The 19,555-nt window shown below is 65.8% G+C and carries 16 protein-coding genes and 1 pseudogene; 5 read left to right on the forward strand and 12 right to left on the reverse strand.

Annotated elements, in window-relative coordinates; genetic code table 11:
• Positions 1-43 precede the first annotated feature (43 nt).
• Both lplT and thiD read left to right on the forward strand, forming a co-directional pair.
• Positions 44-1,336: a lysophospholipid transporter LplT gene (gene lplT / locus LV28_RS37290; protein WP_023596267.1), complete on the forward strand. Its 1,293-nt coding sequence runs from the start codon at positions 44-46 to the stop codon at positions 1,334-1,336.
• Position 1,337: 1 nt separating this feature from the next.
• A complete protein-coding gene (gene thiD, locus LV28_RS37295) occupies positions 1,338-2,171 on the forward strand; it encodes a bifunctional hydroxymethylpyrimidine kinase/phosphomethylpyrimidine kinase (RefSeq protein ID WP_038617315.1) in 834 nt (277 codons plus the stop codon).
• Positions 2,172-2,189: 18 nt separating this feature from the next.
• On the opposite strand, the gene LV28_RS37300 is transcribed toward thiD, so the two are convergent.
• Genes LV28_RS37300 through tsaB form a run of 4 tightly spaced genes read right to left on the reverse strand, consistent with a single transcriptional unit; the run spans position 2,190 to position 5,719 of the window.
• Positions 2,190-3,464, reverse strand: coding sequence for a DUF1853 family protein (locus LV28_RS37300; protein ID WP_048806327.1), 1,275 nt, complete (start codon positions 3,462-3,464; stop codon positions 2,190-2,192).
• On the reverse strand, positions 3,425-4,492 hold the full coding sequence (locus tag LV28_RS37305; RefSeq protein WP_081326888.1) for a uracil-DNA glycosylase: 1,068 nt from the start codon (positions 4,490-4,492) through the stop codon (positions 3,425-3,427). The genes LV28_RS37300 and LV28_RS37305 overlap by 40 nt, the downstream gene beginning before the upstream one ends.
• Positions 4,479-4,958: a ribosomal protein S18-alanine N-acetyltransferase gene (gene rimI, locus LV28_RS37310; RefSeq protein WP_023596271.1), complete on the reverse strand. Its 480-nt coding sequence runs from the start codon at positions 4,956-4,958 to the stop codon at positions 4,479-4,481. Before rimI ends, LV28_RS37305 begins: the two co-directional genes overlap by 14 nt.
• Positions 4,958-5,719, reverse strand: a complete 762-nt coding sequence (gene tsaB, locus LV28_RS37315) for a tRNA (adenosine(37)-N6)-threonylcarbamoyltransferase complex dimerization subunit type 1 TsaB (protein WP_038617312.1) — start codon at positions 5,717-5,719, stop codon at positions 4,958-4,960. The genes rimI and tsaB overlap by 1 nt, the downstream gene beginning before the upstream one ends.
• Positions 5,720-6,150: 431 nt before the next feature.
• Between tsaB and LV28_RS37320 the strand changes: the two genes are divergently transcribed.
• Positions 6,151-7,932, forward strand: a complete 1,782-nt coding sequence (locus LV28_RS37320) for a DEAD/DEAH box helicase (RefSeq protein WP_048806326.1) — start codon at positions 6,151-6,153, stop codon at positions 7,930-7,932.
• A 147-nt stretch (positions 7,933-8,079) separates the two neighbouring features.
• Here LV28_RS37320 and pip read toward each other — a convergent pair whose 3' ends face one another.
• The 3 genes from pip to LV28_RS37335 all read right to left on the reverse strand — a co-directional run bounded on the left by pip (position 8,080) and on the right by LV28_RS37335 (position 11,716).
• Positions 8,080-9,015 (reverse strand): prolyl aminopeptidase, encoded by a 936-nt coding sequence (gene pip / locus LV28_RS37325; protein ID WP_023874142.1) that lies wholly within the window; start codon positions 9,013-9,015, stop codon positions 8,080-8,082.
• Positions 9,016-9,319: 304 nt separating this feature from the next.
• Positions 9,320-10,915 carry a malate synthase A gene (aceB, locus tag LV28_RS37330; RefSeq protein ID WP_038617309.1) on the reverse strand — a complete coding sequence of 532 codons (1,596 nt, stop codon included), beginning with the start codon at positions 10,913-10,915 and terminating at the stop codon, positions 9,320-9,322.
• Between the two features lie 93 nt (positions 10,916-11,008).
• The gene (locus tag LV28_RS37335; protein WP_038617306.1) at positions 11,009-11,716 is read right to left on the reverse strand and encodes a haloacid dehalogenase type II; all 708 of its coding nucleotides are present in this window, start codon (positions 11,714-11,716) and stop codon (positions 11,009-11,011) included.
• A 136-nt stretch (positions 11,717-11,852) separates the two neighbouring features.
• Here LV28_RS37335 and LV28_RS37340 point away from each other — a divergent pair, with 136 nt between their 5' ends.
• Together LV28_RS37340 and LV28_RS37345 are read left to right on the forward strand one after the other, a co-directional pair.
• Positions 11,853-12,767 (forward strand): LysR family transcriptional regulator, encoded by a 915-nt coding sequence (locus tag LV28_RS37340; RefSeq protein ID WP_038617303.1) that lies wholly within the window; start codon positions 11,853-11,855, stop codon positions 12,765-12,767.
• 424 nt (positions 12,768-13,191) lie between these two features.
• Positions 13,192-13,626 (forward strand): universal stress protein, encoded by a 435-nt coding sequence (locus LV28_RS37345; RefSeq protein WP_023874136.1) that lies wholly within the window; start codon positions 13,192-13,194, stop codon positions 13,624-13,626.
• Between the two features lie 261 nt (positions 13,627-13,887).
• Here the strand turns inward: LV28_RS37345 and aceA are convergent, their stop codons facing one another.
• From aceA to LV28_RS37370, 5 genes and pseudogenes are all read right to left on the reverse strand, one after another.
• The gene (gene aceA, locus LV28_RS37350) at positions 13,888-15,210 is read right to left on the reverse strand and encodes an isocitrate lyase (protein ID WP_023596279.1); all 1,323 of its coding nucleotides are present in this window, start codon (positions 15,208-15,210) and stop codon (positions 13,888-13,890) included.
• Positions 15,211-15,585: 375 nt separating this feature from the next.
• Positions 15,586-16,497: a DMT family transporter gene (locus LV28_RS37355; RefSeq protein WP_023874134.1), complete on the reverse strand. Its 912-nt coding sequence runs from the start codon at positions 16,495-16,497 to the stop codon at positions 15,586-15,588.
• Between the two features lie 207 nt (positions 16,498-16,704).
• Positions 16,705-17,169, reverse strand: a pseudogene (locus LV28_RS37360) (gamma-glutamylcyclotransferase family protein); the annotation flags it as partial.
• Between the two features lie 181 nt (positions 17,170-17,350).
• Positions 17,351-18,268 (reverse strand): LytR/AlgR family response regulator transcription factor, encoded by a 918-nt coding sequence (locus LV28_RS37365; protein WP_023596282.1) that lies wholly within the window; start codon positions 18,266-18,268, stop codon positions 17,351-17,353.
• Positions 18,265-19,431 carry a sensor histidine kinase gene (locus LV28_RS37370; protein ID WP_023596283.1) on the reverse strand — a complete coding sequence of 389 codons (1,167 nt, stop codon included), beginning with the start codon at positions 19,429-19,431 and terminating at the stop codon, positions 18,265-18,267. The genes LV28_RS37365 and LV28_RS37370 overlap by 4 nt, the downstream gene beginning before the upstream one ends.
• Positions 19,432-19,555 lie beyond the last annotated feature (124 nt).

A 19,555-nucleotide genomic window follows, 5' to 3' on the forward strand; every position in this document is an offset into this window, starting at 1 on the left:
AGACACGCAAGTTTTACGCCGCACGGGATCGACTCAAGTACCGATGAAGAAAGGCTTTTACACCATCATGGCCGCGCAGTTTTTTTCGTCGCTGGCCGACAATGCACTGCTCATTGCCGCAATCGCTCTCCTGAAGGACCTGCATTCACCGCAGTGGATGACCCCGCTGCTCAAGCTCTTCTTCGTTCTCTCGTACGTCATTCTCGCTGCCTATGTGGGCGCGTTCGCCGACTCGATGCCCAAGGGCAAGGTCATGTTCATCAGCAACTCGATCAAGGTCGCGGGCTGTCTGATGATGCTGTTCGGCTCGCATCCGCTGATCGCCTATGGCGTCGTGGGCTTCGGTGCTGCCGCCTATTCGCCGGCGAAGTACGGGATCCTGACCGAACTGCTCCCCGCCGAGCGGCTCGTGGCCGCCAACGGATGGATCGAAGGACTGACCGTCAGCTCGATCATCCTCGGCACGGTGCTCGGTGGCGCGCTCATCAGCCCCCACATCGCCGAATGGATACTGCACCGCACCCCTGAGGTGATCAGTTCGCCGGCAATGGCCGCGATGGTCGTCATCATGGGCATCTACGTGATTGCGGCGTTGTTCAACCTGCGCATTCCCGACACGGGCGCCCGCTATGCGCGCCAGGAGCGCAACCCCGTCAAGCTCGTCTCCGATTTCGCCGATTGCTTCGTCACGCTGTGGCGCGACAAGCTCGGCCAGATCTCGCTGGCCGTCACCACGCTCTTCTGGGGCGCCGGCGCCACGCTGCAGTTCATCGTGCTGCGCTGGGCCGAGAAGGCGCTTGGCATGACGCTGTCCGAAGGCGCGATCCTGCAGGCCGTCTCGGCGGTCGGCGTGGCGATCGGGGCGATCGTCGCCGCGTCGCGCATTCCCCTCAAGCGCTCGCTCTCGGTGCTGCCGGTCGGCATCGCCATGGGGATCGCGGTGATGGCGATGGCCTTCTTCTCAAAGGACCTGCTGCCGTGGGGCACCGAGTGGAAGGTGCCGCTCTACCTGATCATCTCGTACATCTTCCTCATCATCGTTGGCGCGCTCGCAGGCTTTTTCGTGGTGCCGATGAACGCGCTGCTCCAGCACCGCGGCCACGTGCTGCTCTCGGCCGGTCACTCCATCGCCGTCCAGAACTTCAACGAGAACCTGTCGGTGCTCGTGATGCTCTGCCTCTACGCGCTGCTGATCTGGTGCAACGTGCCGGTCGGGGTCGTCATCGTTCTGTTCGGTGTGTTCGTCTCGGGCACGATGTGGCTCGTGATGAAGCGTCACCAGGCCAACCAGCGCGAATTCGATTCGGTCGCGCTCATTGGCGAAGTCAAGCATTGATATGAATTCGCGTCAGTCGCCCGCTCATCCCGTTCCCATCGCCCTCACCATCGCCGGCTCGGACTCCAGCGGCGGTGCGGGCATTCAGGCCGATCTCAAGACGTTCTCCGCGCTCGGCGCCTACGGCGCCAGTGTGATCACCGCCCTCACCGCGCAGAACACGCGCGGCGTCACGGGCATTCACACGCCGCCCGCGAGCTTCGTGAGCGCACAAATGGACGCCGTGTTCCAGGACCTCGATGTCGATGCCGTCAAGCTCGGCATGCTGGCCAACGCCGAGGTCGTGCGCGCCGTCGCCGCCGGATTGCGCAACTACAAGCCCCGCTTCGTCGTGCTCGATACCGTGATGATCTCCAAGAGCGGGCACGCGCTGCTATTGCCCGATGCGGTGGCCGCCCTGCGTGACGAATTGCTGCCGCTCGCCGATCTCATTACGCCGAATCTGCCGGAGGCGGCGGCACTGCTCGGCGTCGAGCCGGCCACCGACGAGAGCGAGATGGAGCAGCAGGCGCAGGCCTTGCGCGCCCTCGGGGCGCGCAACGTGCTGGTCAAAGGGGGGCATCTCGCAGGCGACCTGAGCCCGGACTGGCTGGTAAGCGCCGCGGGCGTGCAACGTTTCAACGCACCACGTATTGCCGCGCACAACACGCATGGCACCGGCTGCACGTTGTCCGCAGCCCTTGCGGCGCTGCGCCCATGCCGCACCGACTGGTCCGACACGGTGCGTGACGCCAAGGCCTATCTCAATGGCGCGCTCGCCGCGAGCGACGATCTGCGCATCGGTCACGGTATCGGGCCGGTACATCACTTCCATGCGGTCTGGCCCAAGCGCTGACACGCGACGCAGGCGGATTCAGAGCGACGGCGCGCTGTCGTCCGCGCTGCGAGCAAGCGCCCGACGCGCCGCCGCGTCCGCCCGCTCGCTCAGCTCCTCGATACGATGCCGTGCGCGCGGCGCCCAATAGTCCGGCACGATAAATCCCCGGTCGCATTCGAACCAGTCGCCCGCGTCCGTGCGGCGTGTCAACGCAACGATCAGCAACGGTTCCGCCACGCCGCGCTCGCGCCAGTGCGCCTCGATGCGCGCATGCATTGCCGCCAGCGTGAAGGCGTGCGCGTCGTCGACGCGCGCCGGGGCGAGCCATCGCGCGCGCGGCAGCATCGCCCATGCGCGCTCACCGCGGGCGTCTGACTGGACCACCGGGACAGGGAACGCTGTCTGCGCGCCGGCCCACCATTCCTCCAGCGTCGCCCACCAGCCCTGCCCATGCGTTTCCGCAACCACTTGCGGCAATCGCCCCCGCTGAGCGAGCGGATGGAACAACCACCCCTTGAGATAGACCTGAGGCAACCACGGGCCAACGGCGGGCAAGGCACTGCGCGCGGCGTCGAGCGTGGTCAGCCGAAGTTGATGCTCGAGCAGGCGCGCCACTTTGTCGGCGAGGCTGTCGGCCAGATTCGGCCCAAGCCAGTGAAACTGTACGTCGCGCTCGCCGAGCGTCGCGGGGGCATCCGCAGGTGGAACGAACAGGTACAGCTTCACCGCCAGTTCCCAATGGAGCAACTGACGGTCCGCGCGGCGCATCAGCAGGAAGTCGCATTCGCCCAGCGTCATGTTGCCTCGCCGGGCGTCGCGTACCTGCAGGCCCGCGGCGAGCAGGTCGAAGTGAGGACTGTGCAGCAACGCGAAGTGCAGCAGTTGCTCCGCGTAGCGCCCCAAGCGGTGACTCTCGCCACGCGACAGGAACTCGCGCAGCGGCGCGGGATTCGCATCGCACGCAAGTAGCCAGTCGTGCAGCGCACGGGAATGCAAGACGGATTCGCCGGTACCGCATTGGCCGGACCGGCCGGACCGGCCCGATTCGCTGGACCGACTGAGCACGGCCGCTGGGAGCGGTGGCGCCGAAGACAATGCGGGTGACGCAGATGACGAGGGCGATGGCGGCGCCGATGGGGACGAAACAGCTTCGGCCGCCCGCATGCCATCGAAATGGGCGAGCGGTGCCGGGAAACGGGCAGCGCTCAGCAGATCGGCGGACAACAGCAGCCACGCGAGGTCGCGCACGGGCGCCTCGCGCAACGCTTCAATCAGTTCGCCGTAGGCGTGTTGGCCGGAGTCGATTCGCACACCGCCTCGTAGGTCGCCCGCGCCAGGCACCAATCCGTCCAGGCCTTGGCCTTGTCGGGCAGGCTGCGTAACAGATAGGCCGGATGGTACGTCACGATCACCGGCACCCCTTCGTACTCATGCACACGTCCGCGCAAGCTGGCGATGCTCGCCTGGGTACGCAGAATACTCTGCGCCGCGAAGCGCCCCATGACAACAATCACCCGGGGCCTAAGCAGCGCGACCTGACGCTTCAGGTAAGGCTCGCAGCTCGCGACTTCGTTGGGTTCGGGATCGCGATTGTTGGGTGGGCGGCACTTGAGCACGTTGGCGATGTAGACGTTCTCGCCACGCTGCAACGTCACTGCGCGCAGCATGTTGTCGAGCAGCTTGCCCGCCTGACCGACAAAGGGCTCGCCCTGCAGATCCTCCTGCTGCCCCGGCGCCTCGCCGATGAGCAGCCAGTCGGCCTCGCGATCGCCCACACCGAAGACCGTTTGCGTACGCTTCTCGCACAACCCGCAAAGGCGGCAATCCGCCACGCGTCCGGCGAGCGCGTCCCAGTCGAGCGTTTCCACGCCCGGCGGGGCCGCACGCGCCGTTGTCGCGCTCTCGCCTGCATCACGCATGATCGACCACAGTGCGGCATCGGCGGCGGCGTCGCCGTCCCCGTTGCCCTCGCTGTCGAGCCACATGGGAATGTCGTCCGGCGGCGCGTCTGCGGTGCGCCGGCCGGTGCTGCGCGAGGTCGGCGCCGGTTCGTCCCGCACAGGCGCCACAGGTCTGCCGGCTACCGCAGGATCGCGCTCGGGTCGGACCGCCCGGCGCGCCGCCTCGGGGGCTTGCGACGTCGCCAAGTCCCAGGGCGGCATATCGTCCGCCGCAGCATCGTCTCGTGCCGCCACCGGCTCGGCGAGCGTCGCCACATCAGTGTCGCCGGCCATCGTCGAGCGGGCTTCGGCTTGCGCCGCGGCCCGGGCCGCGGCGTCATGCGACATCCACACCGGCCACAGCCCGAACTCTTCCAGAATCGCTTTAGGCCACGGCACGGTCGGTCTCCCAAGTCAGGCGCATCACGATGGCGTCTTCGCGACGCCCACTCGCCGGATAGTATCCCTTGCGCCGGCCGATCTGCTCGAAGCCGAAACGCTCGTAAATGCGCAACGCGCGCACATTGGACGGCCGCACTTCCAACAACACGCCGCCCATGCCTTGCACGCGCGACACACGCACCACCTCTTCGAGCAATTGCACACCAAGCCCGTTGCCCTGCATCTCCGGCACCACACAGACATTGAGCAGATGCGACTCGTCCACCACGGGCATCAAGAGGAAGTAGCCGAGCAGCGTGCCATCCACGGCGCGCAGGCAAACGCCCTGATGCCCGGCGTCGAGCGAATCCGAAAAGTTCTGGCGCGTCCAGGGAAACGGATACGCGCGCACCTCGACGGAAACGACCTCATCGAGATCGGCAAGCGTCATTGGCGAAAAATGATTCGGGCCGACCTGGCGCATCACGGCGCCTCCTTGCCGGGCCCATGTGACGCGGCCTGCCGGATGGCGTCACGCTCGGCCGTCGTTTGCGCCACCTTGTTGCGAACGTAGACCGGCATGGCCCGGTCGGCGGGAATCGCCTCGCCGCGCGCAAACGCGCGCGCTGCCAGCGTGGCAACGTAACGGGCGCGCGGCATGGCGTCAGCCAGCACCGCCTGAGCCTGCAAAGCGGCCTGGAGCCGTTCGCCGAAGGCGGTCACGGCGTTCCCGGCCACGACAAACTCGGCATCGGGTGTGCGCACCTGTTCGGCGGCATCGAGTGAGGGCGCCTGAACTTCGCGCCAGTCGCCGGCATCGACGTCCCACGCGTAATCGGCCCAATAGGCCTCGTTCATGCGCGCATCCAGCGCAACGAGCACGCGCCGGGTGTCGACGCGCAGCGCGCGCGCCGCCTCGGCGCACGCCAGCAGCGTGCCGACCGGCACCACCGGCAATGCCGCGCCAAACGCCAACCCCTGCGCAACGCCGCACGCGGTACGCAGCCCGGTAAACGAGCCCGGACCGGCGCCGAAGGCGATCGCATCGCACTCGGCGAGCGTCACGCCGGCCTCACGCAGCACGTCGCGCGCGGCGGGCAGGATATGCGTACTGGAAACGGGGCCGGTATCGAGGTGGCGCTCGACCATCAGGGCGGGCACCCCACCGGCAGGATCGTGGCGATACACGGCGACCGAGCAGAATTCGGTCGAGGTATCGAGGGCAAGAAGCGTAATCGAAGACATGGCGTTATTGTAATCGGGCCTGCAGCGCGCCACCTAGTGGGATCGAGAGCGAACGCCGCTGTACCCCGAGCCGTCGCCGACCGACCCGTCGCGCGCGGGCACCGCGGACAGGCATTTCACTCGGTGCAAATCCGAACGTGCACTTTTCCAAAAAGACAGGTATAATGCGCGCTTCGCCTCGCAAGGATCTATGCATTTTCCTTCAGGCGACGAAAAACCGCGTTTTGCCCCAATCCTGTGATAAGCCATTGTAGTTTTTGCCGGTACTGGCGTTCCTGAGGAACGACCCGCCGCCGTCCCCTCCCTGGCTTACGATACGGATTTCGATCCGCTTTCTGCCCCATCCGCGATTTGCTTCCTGCTTGCGACGAATTGGGTTTGCCGATTGGCGCCAACGCCCCGACACAACCCATCCATCCGCAAGAGGATACATGGAACAGACTTCCAAGCAGTCTGCGCTCGCGCAGACGTACTTCCCTTCGTCCGAAGAAAATGCTGACGCCATCGTCGAGACGGCGACCGCCGCTGAAAACGACGGCCAGCCCACGTTCGCCGAACTCGGCCTGAATCCGGCCATCCTGAGCGCGCTTGCCACCGCCGGCTATAACCACCCGACGCCCGTGCAGCAGCGCGCGATTCCGGCCGCGCTCGCCGGACGCGACCTGCTCGTGTCGAGCCCGACCGGCTCCGGCAAGACGGCGGCATTCATGCTGCCGGCGATCCATCGCTTTGCCGAAATGCAGGCGAGCGGCGAACTGAACAGCCGCGCGCCGGCCGCACATCCGCGCAATCAGCCGGCCGCACCGGGCGAGAAGCCCCGCAAGGGCCAGCGCGTGCGCCGCGTGGCCGCCCAGCCGCTGCTGCTCGTGCTCACGCCGACGCGCGAACTCGCGCAACAGGTCTCGACCGCCGCCGATACGTATGGCAAGCAACTGCGCCGCCTGCGCACCGTGAGCATTCTGGGCGGCATGCCCTACCCGCGTCAGCTCGAAATGCTGGCCAAGCAGCCCGAGATCATCGTGGCCACGCCGGGCCGCCTGCTCGATCACATCTCCAGCGGCAAGATCGACCTGTCGCAGCTGATGATGCTCGTGCTCGACGAAGCCGACCGCATGCTCGACATGGGCTTCATCGACGATATCCAGACCATCGTCGACGCCACGCCCGAAACGCGCCAGACGCTGCTTTTCTCTGCAACGATCGATGGCCGCATGGGCGAAATCACGCGTCGCCTGCTGCGCGATCCGGAAACCATCGAAATCACGCGCGGCAGCGAGCAACGTACCAATGCCAACATCGAGCAAACGCTGCACTACGTGGACGACCGCGCCCACAAGGACCGTCTGCTCACACACCTGCTCGGCAACGACGCCCTGGATCAGGCCATCGTGTTTACGTCGACCAAGCGCGACGCCGACCTGCTGGCCGACCAACTCGAGCAGGCCGGCTTCGACAGCGCGGCACTGCACGGCGACATGCCGCAAGGCGTGCGCAACCGCACGCTGCGCGCCCTGCGCGAGCGTCGCGTTCGCGTGCTGGTCGCCACCGACGTGGCCGCGCGCGGCATCGACGTGCCGGGCATCACGCATGTGTTCAACTACGATCTGCCGAAGTTCGCGGAAGACTACGTTCACCGTATCGGCCGCACCGGCCGCGCCGGGCGTCGCGGTGTGGCCGTGAGCCTCGCCGCACACGCCGAAATCGGCGCAGTGCGCCGCATCGAGCGCTACACGCGCGAGCCGTTGCCGGTCAACGTGGTTGCAGGCTTTGAGCCGCGTCGCTCGCCCCCCAAGGCGGGCGCGGGCGGCAAGCGCCCGGGTCCCGGCCGTGGCGGTCCTCGTCATGGCCAGGGCAACGGCGGCGGCGGTCGCTGGAGCAACAACGGCCCGCGCCAGGGCAATGGCGGCGGTTATCAAGGCGGCCAGCGCTTCGGCGGTAACAAGCCGGCCGGCAGCCCGTTCGAGCGTCGCGAAAGCAATGGCTTCCACGGCGGCTATCAGCAGAACGAAGGTGCCAACGGCTTCTCGAACGGCAGCGCCACCGACCGCTTCGAGCGCCGCGCGCCGCGCCCGTTCGAGGGCAACCGTCAGGACCGCGGCAACCGCAGCTTCGATGGCGCACGCCAGGATCGTGGCTACGGCAATCGCGGCAATGGCGGCGGCTTCGGCAATCGCGGCAACGGTGGCGGCTTCGGCAAGCGCCGCGGCGACTGAGCCAACGGGTAGCCCTCAGGACGTGCAGCCGCGCGTCCTCGCCAGGACACACCGAACCCCGGTATCGACGTCAAATGTCGGTACCGGGGTTTTGTTTTGGACCGTCCGTCACGGGCACTGCGATTCGCGAACCGCAAGCCGATCAGATCAGGTCGCGGCGAACCGGTCAGTCGCTTCGATGAGCCAATGCAGGACGGTAGGCTCGCTGAATGCGTGTCCGGCGTCGGCGGCCCAGAAAAAATCGGCCTCGGGCCAGGCCTTGTGCAACTCCCAGGCCGTGCGCGCGGGCGTTGCCACGTCATAACGGCCCTGCACGATCACACCCGGCACGTCGCGCAGCACTGGCGCGCCGCCGATCAGTTGATTGGGCTTGAGAAAGCCGTCGTGCACGAAGTAATGATTCTCGATGCGAGCAAATGCGATGGCATAGTGCGGATCTCCGAACGCTTCGGCGAGATGGTCATCCGGCAGCAACGTAATGGTGCTGCCCTCCCACAAGCTCCATGCGCGGGCCGCCTCGATTCGCACGGCCGCGTCGGGACTCGTGAGGCGCTTGCGATAGGCGCGCATCAGGTCGCCGCGCTCCTCCAGCGGAATCGGCGCGAGAAACTTCTCCCATCGGTCCGGGAACAGCCACGACGCGCCTTTCTGGTAGTACCACTGCAACTCCTCGCGACGCACCGTGAAAACGCCTCGCACGACCAGTTCGCTGACCCGTTCAACGTGCGTTTGCGCATAGGCCAGCGCCAGCGTGCTGCCCCAGGACCCGCCGAAGACGAGCCACCGGTCGTAACCGAATTTCGTTCGCAACCGCTCGATATCGTCGACGAGGTCCCACGTCGTGTTGTAATCGAGACTCGCATGCGGGGTCGAACGCCCGCAACCGCGCTGATCGAAAAGCGTGACGCAATACTTCGTCGGGTCGAAGAGTCGTCGGTGCTCCGGCGAGCAGCCGCCGCCCGGACCGCCGTGCAGGAACACCGCGGGCTTGCCGAGCGGATTCCCGCACCGTTCCCAATAGATGCTGTGTCCGTTGCCGACGTCGAGCATGCCATGCTCATAGGGCTCGATAGGCGGGTACAACTCCCGCAATACCGAAGGGAGTGTCTCGATCACCTTGCCGGGACCGCGCGGCTTGCGCGCAGCGTGCGGCGCCAACGCATGCGCATCGGTGCGTGTGCTGCCCGGGGCGTCATCGGGAAAATCGGCTGGCATCGGCATCCTCGAAAGAACCTGTCACTACAGGTTGAGTGTAGCGCGGCGCCTCAAACAAGACAAAGCAGGCCCAAAATGAAATGGGACGATGTCGCCATCGTCCCATTCGGGATACCCGCAGGCGCCCCGCCACCGTCGTGGCCACCCCGGGTATGCCGGACCGCTTTCAGGGTCAGACTTCTTCGTAAAGCGGCAACGTGAGGAAGTCGACGAAGTCCGCACTGGTGCTCATCTGCTCGAAGATGACGGCGGCGCGATCATACGTCGGCGCGACCTGCCCGACCAGTGCCTTCACATTGGCCAGCTCCTGGGGAATCAGTTCTCGCACCAGTTCGGCGGTGACCTTGCGGCCGTCCTCGAGCTTGCCCTTCGGCGAGCGAATCCATTGCCACACCTGCGAGCGCGAAATCTCGGCCGTGGCCGCGTCTTCCATCAGGTTGTGAATCGGCACGCAGCCGTTGCCCGCGAGCCAGGCGCCAAGATAGTGGATGCCAACGTTGATGTTGTTGCGCAGGCCCGCTTCGGTAATCGGCGCTTCGGGCTTGAACTCCAGCAACTCACGCCCCTTGACCGTCACGTCATCGCGCTGCTTGTCGATCTGATTCGGACGATCCCCAAGCACCTTCACGAACTCTTCCATTGCGACCGGCACGAGACCCGGATGCGCCACCCATCCACCGTCGTAGCCGTCGGTCGCATCGCGCGCCTTGTCCGCGCGAATGCCCGCCATTGCCCGTTCGTTGGCCTGCGGATCGTTCTTGATCGGGATCAATGCGCTCATGCCCCCAATGGCCGGCGCGTTGCGGCGATGGCAGGTCTTGAGCAGCAGCAACGCGTAGGCGCGCATGAATGGCACGGTCATGTTGATGCGGCTGCGGTCGGCCAGACAGAAATCGGCATCGACCTTGAATTTCTTGATGCACGAGAAAATGTAGTCCCAACGCCCGGCGTTCAGGCCGGAGCTGTGCTCGCGCAGTTCATACAGAATCTCGTCCATTTCGAATGCGGCGAGTATGGTCTCGACGAGCACCGTCGCCTTGATCGTTCCCTGCGCCACGCCCAGCGCATTCTGCGCGAGGACGAAGACATCGTTCCAGAGGCGCGCCTCGAGATGGCTTTCGAGCTTCGGCAGATAGTAGTACGGACCGAATCCTCGCTCGAGCGACGCCTTGGCGTTGTGAAAAAAATGCAAACCGAAATCGAACAGGCTGCCCGACATGCGCTCGCCATCCACGCTCACGTGCTTCTCGTCGAGATGCCAGCCGCGCGGGCGAACGATCAGCGTGGCGACCTTGTCGTTGAGCCGGTACTGCTTGCCGTTCTGCTCCAGGCTGATGGTTCCGCGCACGGCGTCGCGCACGTTGATGTGGCCCTGCATCTGGTTGTGCCAGTTCGGCGCATTCGAGTCCTCGAAGTCGGTCATGTAGCTGTCCGCCCCCGAGTTCAGCGCGTTGATGATCATCTTGCGCTCGACCGGTCCCGTGATTTCGACGCGGCGGCATTGCAGCGCCTGCGGCAGCGGCGCGATGCGCCAGTCGCCGTCGCGAACGGCCTGTGTCGCGGGCAGGAAGTCGGGCACCTCGCCCGCGTCGAGCCGCGCGGCGCGTGCGACGCGCTCGGCGAGCAAGGCCCGGCGCCGCGGCTCGAACGTACGGTGCAGATTGGCGATGAAGGCGAGCGCCTCGGGGGTCAGGATCGCCTCGTAATCGGGGTGAATATCGGCAGCATCGACATGCAGTTGCATGCCGGGGGGCAGGCTAAGGGACATCGGGAATCTCCAGCTATCTTGATTTATGTAGGGGAGTGCGCCGCAAGGAGAAACATCAGGGGCTTTGCACGAGGCCTCACACCACACGGGGTGTCAGGCGCGCGCTCCCGTCAATGCCTCGACGAAACGCTGCAAGTCGCGCATGTCGCGCCCCATCCCTTGCGGCGTGACGCCGAGTTGTTCGACCGGCAGCCCGGCACGATTGACCCAGAACGTCGGGTAACCGAACCAGGTGGCACCGGCCACGTCCCAGCCGTTGCTGGAGACGAAAACGATGGCGCCGGCGCTCACGCCGAACGCGTCGGGGCCTAGTTGGTAGGCCTCGGGAGCTGTCTTGAATTTGCGCACGGCGTCGACCGACAGCACATGATCGAACAGATCCAGGATGCCGCCACTCTTCAGGCCGACATCGAGCATGCGCGGATCGCCGTTGGACAGCACCCCGAGGCGGAACCCCATCGCACGCAGCGCGCGCAGTACGGGCGGGTTTTCCGGGAACACCGACAGGCAGGTGTACTCGTCCATCAAGCGCTTCTCCGCCACCGGCGAAAGCGTGAGATTCAGTCGGGCGGCAGCGTAGCGAAGCGCATCGGCGGTAATGTCCCAGAACGGCCGATAGCGCTCGCCGCGCGGGCCCGAGAGCGAGCGCAGTTGCGTGTACTCGATCTGTTTCACGCGCCACAGGTCAGCGAGCGCCGCCCCGTGACCGGGGAACTGCTGCTCGGCGGCCGCAGCAACGGAATACACGTCAAAGAGCGTGCCGTACGCGTCGAAGATCACTGCCTGAATGCGGGAGGCCATATGCCGGTTCCTGGGGAATACTGGGTATTACGCAAACATGCTTGCCATTGCGATTCGATTGTATTATTGATATTGGCCAGCATAAAAGAACGCATTAATCACTTTATCTGTGACTTTTTAGTACATAATCGGCTACATGGATCGCTTCAAACAGATCGAGACGTTTGTCGCCGTGGCGGCCAAGGGGAGCCTGTCGGCCGCCGCCGCGCTCGAGGGCGTGGCGCCGGCCGTGATCGGACGTCGCATCGACGCGCTCGAATCGCGTCTGGGCGTCAAGCTGCTCGTGCGCACCACACGCCGCGTGACACTCACGTTCGAGGGCTCGGCGTTTCTCGAGGACTGTCAACGGATCCTCAACGACATGCACAATGCCGAAGCCGCCGTGTCGGCAGGCGGAGTCAAGGCCAGTGGACATTTGCGGCTGTCGGCGCCCGCCGGATTCGGGCGGCGGCACGTCGCACCGCTACTGCCGGTGTTCATCGAAACGCACCGGGACGTCAGCGTCACGCTCGATCTCTCGGATCGTCTGGTCGATCTGGTGAACGAAGGCTTCGACTGCGCCATCCGTCTGGGCGAATTGCCCGATTCGAGCCTCGTGTCGTTACGCCTCGGCGAGAACCGGCGGGTGTGCGTGGCTTCGCCCAGCTACCTTGCGCAACACGGTCGCCCCGCGTCGCTCGACGAGCTCGCCCACCACAATTGCCTCGCGTTCGGCTCGACCGCCAACCAACAGCGCGGCTGGACCTTCTCGCAGGACGGCAAGGTCGTGACCATCCGCGTGAACGGCAACATGGAGTGTACGGACGGTGCCGTGCTGCACGATTGGTGTCTGGACGGTTACGGGCTCGCGTGGCGCTCGTGGTGGGAGGTGGGCGACGACATCCGCGCCGGACGACTCGTCACGGTGCTGGACGCCTTCGCCGCCCCACCCATCGGCATTCACGCCGTATTCGCGCAGCGCCGCCATCTGCCGTTGCGCGTCAGGTTGTTCATCGACCATCTCAAGCATCACTACAGTAGCCCCGCCTACTGGCGGGACGACTCGGCATAAGGTTCGCAATTCGCGCGCGGCATTCATGGGCGCGTGTCGATCGGACACGTCCGGTGGCGGAAACGTCGGCGGCGTGGGCGTCGTTTTATGGGCAGACGGGGTACCGGCACCGAGGCGATGGCGGATGGCGCAACGTCCACGGTATCGAATTCGCGGGTTTCGCACGCACTGGGGGCGCGCCGGGTGCCGCCGCGCCCGGGTTTGGGCTTTACTGGAGACGGCGGCGGCGCATTGGCGGCACGCCATCGGGTTTGCACCCGTTGTTGCGTCGCGCCAAAGCCATAGAATCGAAGCGAAGGATCCGCGGACGATGCGCGGGAATCGGCATCGAGAACTCCGAAACAGCGTGCCGGACGCGAGACCGCGATATCCGCGCGAGCCTGTGAACGCTTGTTCAGCAACGCCAACTGAGGGAGGTCATATGCTGTTTACCCACATCCTCATTCCGACCGACGGCTCGGAGCTATCCGAGAAGGCCGTGACCGGCGGACTCGAACTGGCACGTGCACTGGGCGCGAGAGTGACCGGCTATTGCTGCCTCGCGGAGTATCCCTACTCGCCGTTCAGCGAATATGTGCTCGAAGCGCCAGCCACGTTCAGCGAGCGCATTGCCGAAGAGGCGTGCGCGCACCTGGACAAACTGGCCGAGGCGGCGGCGGCGGCGGGCGTGCCGTTCGACCGTTGCAGTTCCACCTTTCCGGCGCCCTATCTGGGCATCATCGATGCGGCGGAGCGTCATGGGTGCGACGTCATTCTCATGGCCTCGCACGGACGGCGCGGACTGACCAGCCTGTTGCTCGGCAGCGAGACGCAACGGGTGCTCGTGCACTCGAAGATTCCGGTGCTGGTTTACCGGTGAGGCGACGGCCCGTTGAGGCCATGGCGCAGGCTCGCCGGCTCGGCGAAAGTGCATGAAAAAAGGCCCGCGAGCGGGATAAGCTCACGGGCCTTTTCTCGTTCAGGCGTGCTTTGCAGCCCTGACTGCGACGGGACCGCAGTGCGGGCCGCCCCGGCCGGATAGGCCGGACGCGCGGTCATGGCGCGGTGTCGTTCCGGGTTCGGCGATGTGCCCCCACGCCCATCGCCGCTCACGGGCGCACCGCGCCCTCCCTCAGCCCTGTCAGGCTGCCTTGACCTGCGCCTTCTTCTCGTCGAAGAACTGTTCGTCCTCCGTCGAACCCTTCAGGGCCGTGGTCGATGCGTCGCGCTCGATCGTTTGCGTGACGGCATCGAAGTAGCCCGTACCCACCTCGCGCTGGTGCTTGACTGCCGTGAAGCCCTTGTCGGCAGCGGCGAATTCGGCTTCCTGCAACTCCACGAAGGCGCTCATCTGACGACGGGCGTAGCCGTGTGCCAGGTTGAACATCGAGTAGTTCAGGCTGTGGAAGCCGGCCAGCGTGATGAACTGGAACTTGTAGCCCATGGCGCCGAGTTCCTTCTGGAACTTGGCGATGGTGGCGTCGTCGAGGTTCTTCTTCCAGTTGAACGACGGCGAGCAGTTGTACGAAAGCATCTTGCCCGGGAAGTGCTTGTGAATGCCCTCGGCGAACTGCTTCGCGAATTCGAGATCCGGCTTGCCGGTTTCGCACCACACCAGATCGGCGTACGGCGCATAGGCCAGACCGCGGGCGATGGCCTGGTCGAGACCGTTGCGGGTGCGGTAGAAGCCTTCGACCGTGCGCTCGCCGGTGCAGAACGGCTGGTCGAGCGGATCGACGTCCGCGGTGATCAGGTCGGCGGCTTCAGCATCGGTACGGGCGATCAGCACCGTCGGCACGCCGAGCACGTCGGCGGCCAGGCGCGCGGCGACCAGCTTGGCCACCGCCTCGCGCGTCGGCACCAGTACCTTGCCGCCCATGTGGCCGCACTTCTTCACCGAAGCGAGCTGGTCTTCGAAGTGCACGCCACCGGCGCCCGCTTCGATCATTGCTTTCATCAGTTCGAAGGCGTTGAGCACGCCGCCGAAGCCGGCTTCGGCATCGGCCACGATCGGCGCGAAGTAATCGATGTAGCCCTCGTCGCCCGGGTTCTTGCCTTCCGACCACTGAATCTGGTCAGCGCGCGTGAAGGTGTTGTTGATGCGGCGCACGACCTGCGGCACCGAGTTGGCCGGGTACAGCGACTGGTCGGGGTACATCTCGCCCGCGAGGTTGGCGTCGCCCGCCACCTGCCAGCCCGACAGATAGATCGCCTTCAGGCCGGCCTTGACCTGCTGCATGGCCTGGTTGCCGGTCAGAGCGCCCAGGGCGTTCACGAACGGCTCGTCGTTGATCATGCTCCACAGGCGCTCCGCACCGCGGCGGGCAAGCGTTTGTTCCGGCTGGATCGACCCGCGCAGACGCACCACGTCCTCGGCCGAGTAGCCACGCTTGATGCCCTTCCAGCGCGGGTTGTTCGCCCAGTCCTGCTCGAGTTGCTTCACTTGCTCTTGACGGGTCGTCATGATGATCTCTCCTGGTTTCTCGATACAAATAAAAGGGGGGTGACGCTTGCTGCCGGATCGTCTCTGGGACGCCAGTGACCGCTTTCGGCGTGTCCTGATCGGCAGGTCTTGTATAAGAGTTTAGGGATTTCTCATGCGACGCAACAGAAGGAATTGCGGGATAGAACAATATTTTTTATCAAATAAAATCATATAGATAGCAAAATATTTTCTTAATATGAAACGATATTTCCCTTCCTGAAATCATCACTTTGTGCCAAGCAGCGCAAATTTTTACGCACCGCAAAGGCATTCCGCATCATGAAAAAAGCCGGTCGTGCGCACGACCGGCCCTTGGGAAAGCGATAGGATGCGATGGCGACGCCCGGCGCCTCGCTAGGAGGGAGCGCGCTGCGTCGACGCAACGGCTCTGGGGGGTTTGCAGACGAGCCACACGGCCAGCGCGATGAAACAACCGCCGACGAGGTGGGCCAGCGTGACGGCTTCGTTCAGGAAGAGCGCTCCCCAGAGCACGCCGAACGGCGGTATCAGGAACGTGACCGTGAGCGAGCGCAACGGGCCGAGATCGGCGATCAGACGAAAGTACAACATGTAGGCGATGGCGCTGCAGAGGAAGCCGAGCGCCGCCACCGCGGCCCAGACGCCGCCCGTGGCCTGTCCCGGCATGCCGGAGGTGACCGACACGTAGCCGAAGAACGGCAGCAGCACGAGCGCCGCCCCCAACTGACTGCCGAACGCGACCAGCTTCGCGTCGAGACCGCCTCGCTCGGTGATCCAGCGGCGCGTGAGATAGCCCGCAAGGCCGTAGCACGATGTGGCCACCAGGCACGCCAACGCCCCCATCGCGACCGGCCCCGACATCGTGACCGGTCCCGTGCGCGTGAGCACTGCCACGCCGGCCAGCCCGACCAGCACGCCCAGCGCCTTCGCCCCGGTGAGCCGGTCGTGAAAGCACATGGCGCCGATCACCACGCCCATCAGCGGCGTGGTGGCGTTGAGAATGGCGGAGTAGCCGGCTGGCAGCACGCGCGCCGCGAGGCAGTACATGACGAAGGGGATGCCCGAATTGATCACACCCAGCAGCATCGAGGCGCCGAGCAGGCCCTTGAACGCCCAGCGCACCCGCAGCGCGAGCAGAATCACCGCCAACCCGACGGCGCCCAGCGCCACGCGAAGAAATGCCGTGGGCAGCGGCCCCAGCGCCGGCACGATGATCCGCATGAACAGGAAGCTCGCCCCCCAGATGGCGGAAAGCGACAGTAAACGGGCAATGTCTGACGAACGCATGATCGGGAAGACGGCGCATGCGGCCGTCGCGAGGAATGGGAACGGCTGCATCGTCCCATATCGCCGCGCCCCCTGCTGGTCAAATTCGGACATGGAGATGCGTGCCGCATGCGCCCCGCGAGCCGGCTACGACGACGGTGTCTCGTTCAAGCCGTTCCGGGTCGGTTCGGACGCGCCGGCCGCACCTGACATCCCTGACGCGTCCGACGCGTCGCGTGCGCGGCGGTAAGCCACCCAGTCGCCGCCGTCGATACGGGGCAACCGGACGACCGCCGATTCGCTGACCGGGTACACAATGCATGCATAGGTCTTGCCGGCGCACTCGACGTCGCGACGTTCGCGCACGAACAGGCCGGACTCGCCCGGATACACTTCCTCGATTTCGTCGAGCACGGGAATGAGCGCCGCCGGTATGCGGTACACATCGCCGACGACGCGGCTCGCGCCGCGCTCGTCGGCACGCGGGAACACCATGCCGGGGTAGGCGCCGAAATCGTAGAGACGGCCCCCCAGCGAAGTCGTACCGACGAGCGTCGGCGCGGCAATGCCGTGGCGCGCCGCGGCCAGACGCATGTCGTTGATTTCGCCCGCGCGCAGCGTGCCATATACGAACGCGTAGCACGCGCCGTCGCGTGCCGTCTCGTGACCGCCGTCCTCGTTCGTCTCGTCGATCCCGCCGGAGCCGTGCATTGCCGCCGTCATTGCCTCATCCTGTTCGGAATTCATCGGCATCAAGCTTACACTTACGGAACCCGAATTGTCGCGCCGACAGCATGCCCAACCTCACGCTCCCGAAGGTCGGGGCGCCCGAGCCGGCGGGTGCCCGATGAAAGCTTCGCCGCCGTGCCCGCCCCTACATCTGCCGGAACAGGTGCGCGTACTGCCGACTGACGGCGACACGGTCCTTGCGGCGCCTGAGCTTGAGCGTGAGGCGCCCCAGCGGCGTATGCTGCGCGCTCACGACTTCGGCAACATTCACCACCGTGCTGCGATGCACCTGCCAGAAGCGCGACGGATCGAGTTGCGGCAATAGCTCGCGCAGACTGGTGCGAATGAGCAGATCGCCATCGGTCGTCGCCACGACGACGTACTTGTCCGCCGCCTCGAAAAAGCAGACGTCCTCGACCGGCACGATTCGAACCTCGTCCTTCACCGACGCCCGCACGAAGCGCAGGTAATCGCGCCTCTCGCGCGCGACCGTCAGCACCGCCGGCTCGTTGGCCTCCTCCACCTCCGCCGCCACCTCTGTCGCCCCCTGCGCCGTAGCGATACCGTGCACCTCGCCTGGCGCCGCATCGTTCGCCACACCGTCCGCGCGACCGTTCACCGGCAGGGAGCTGACTTGCAGCCGCGTGCGCAATGTCGTCAACAGTTGCGCGAGCGCGCCGTCATCGGGAGCATCAAGCCGGTCACGCAGGCGCGCGACCGTGCGTGCGAGGCGATCGGGTTGCACCGGCTTGAGCAGATAATCGACGGCGGCCGCGTCGAACGCGTCAAGTGCGAACCGGTCGAACGCGGTCACGAACACGATCTGCGGGGGCCGGCTCAGCCGTGCACAGGCGCGTGCCACGTCGAGCCCCGTCGCGCCAGGCATCGCGATGTCGAGAAACACGACTTCGGGCTGATGCTGGACGATGGCGGCAATCGCCGACGTGCCATCCAGCGCGACCGGCAGCACACGCAACTCGGGCCAGGCCTGCGCGAGCATGGCGCGCAGCGCCTCGGCCAGCAGGGGTTCGTCTTCGGCAATCAGGGCGAGGGGGGATGTCATGCACGCCACGCTCCGGGACCAGAAACCTGTGTCGGTGCCCCATCGGCCGGACCGCCGGCGCTCATGGGCAAGCGCAACGTGGCGACAACGCCACGCGGCACGCCTTCGGCAAGTGTCAGACTTGCCGCGTCGCCGTAGCGCACGCGCAGGCGCTCCCGGATATTCATCAACCCCACGCCGTCGGCGCCTGTGTCGGCATGAAAGCCCGCGCCGTCGTCCGCAACGCGGATGACGACGTGTTGCGAATCCTCGCCGGACGCCTCGAGCCATGCCTCGACGTGCACGGCGGCGCCTTCGGGGAGTGGCTCCACGCCGTGCTTGAGCGCATTTTCGACCAGCGGCTGGACGAGCATCGGCGGCACGCGCAGGGCGCGGCAATCGTCGGGCAGGTCGAACGCGTAGCGCAGGCGTTCTCCGAAGCGCACCTGCTGGATGGCGAGCAGCGCGTCGAGCAACACGAATTCGTCGGCCAGCGACGTGACCTCGGCACGCGTGGCCGCCAGCGAAGCCCGCAGGAACCGGTTCAGGTGGGCCAACAGCATGCGCGCACGCGCGGCGTCGCTCGCGATCAACGCGTCCAGATTGGCGAGCACGTTGAACAGGAAATGCGGTTCGAGTTGCGCCTGCAGCGTCTTCAGGCGCGCCAGCACGAGTTGCCGCTCCACCGACGCCTCGCGCAATGCCTGCCGCGCCGCCGCTTCACGCAGTTGCGACAGTCGGGCCCGCGACCAGCCGTGATACGTGCCGATGCCGGTGCCGGCCAGGGCGACCGCCAGCACGATGGACACGGAATGATTGCCCACGGGGCGCCACATCGACATCGGCAGACCGAGCAGCGCCGTGCCCATGCCGACGCCAGCCGCCAGTCCGCCAAGGCAGCCCAACGCCACGAGCACGAGAAACGGCCCCATGGGTGGCACACCCTCGCGCCAGATCACGCGGCGCCCACCGTCCACCAGCGCGGCAATCGAGAGGCCGATGCACTGGCTGAACACGAAGTTTTGCGCAAAGGTCCCGCCAAAGCCGATCAATCGCAGCCCCAGTGCAATGAGGGTGTTGAAGATCATCACGCCGGCGAGTTCGCGCCAGAAGGTCTGCCACAGGCCACGCTTCGCCCGTAGGGGCGCCGCCTGTATGGGCTGAGCGGATTGCGGTTGTCTCATCGTCGGCGTCGCTCTCACGCGTGTGTCCCGTCGATCGTCACGGGCAGCCCCGACCCGACCATCGGTGCACGTCGCGTTTGTTGTCCGGTTGCCGCTGGCTTGTCGGTATTGCTGCAGGTGTCGC

The organism is Pandoraea pnomenusa (genome assembly GCF_000767615.3).
Lineage (GTDB): Bacteria > Pseudomonadota > Gammaproteobacteria > Burkholderiales > Burkholderiaceae > Pandoraea > Pandoraea pnomenusa.